At 65.3% G+C, this 392-nt stretch carries 1 protein-coding gene; it reads left to right on the top strand.

The window, feature by feature from the left end; all coding sequences use genetic code 11:
• Positions 1–392, top strand: a 392-nt coding sequence (locus FS665_RS23170; protein ID WP_145193658.1) for a VCBS domain-containing protein, incomplete at both ends; no start/stop codon positions are given.

Genomic DNA, 392 nt, shown 5'->3' on the forward strand with positions numbered 1-392 from the left:
GGCGACGCTACCGGCCAGTACGGCCAGTTGCAGCTCAATGCCGACGGCACCTACACCTACACCCTGACTTCGCCTGCGACGTCGCCGAGCCCCGCCAACGACGGCGCCAACAGCGTCAGCGAAACCTTCACCTACCTGGTCAAGGATTCCCTCGGCAACTCGACCACCAGCACCATCGTCATCACCATCGTCGACGACGTGCCCCAGGCCCACAGCGATTTCGTCAGCGTGTACAAGGGCGACGAAGTGCGCGGCAACGTGATGTACAACGACGTGGTCGGCGCAGACGTGCGCGCCGACGGCAACTACGTGGTCGGCGTGCGCGCCGGCAGCGACACCTCGAGCTCGGCCATCGGCCAGCTCAACAGCCAGGTGCAGGGCCAGTTCGGTTA

The organism is Pseudomonas sp. URMO17WK12:I11, from assembly GCF_007677725.1.
Taxonomy (GTDB): domain Bacteria; phylum Pseudomonadota; class Gammaproteobacteria; order Pseudomonadales; family Pseudomonadaceae; genus Aquipseudomonas.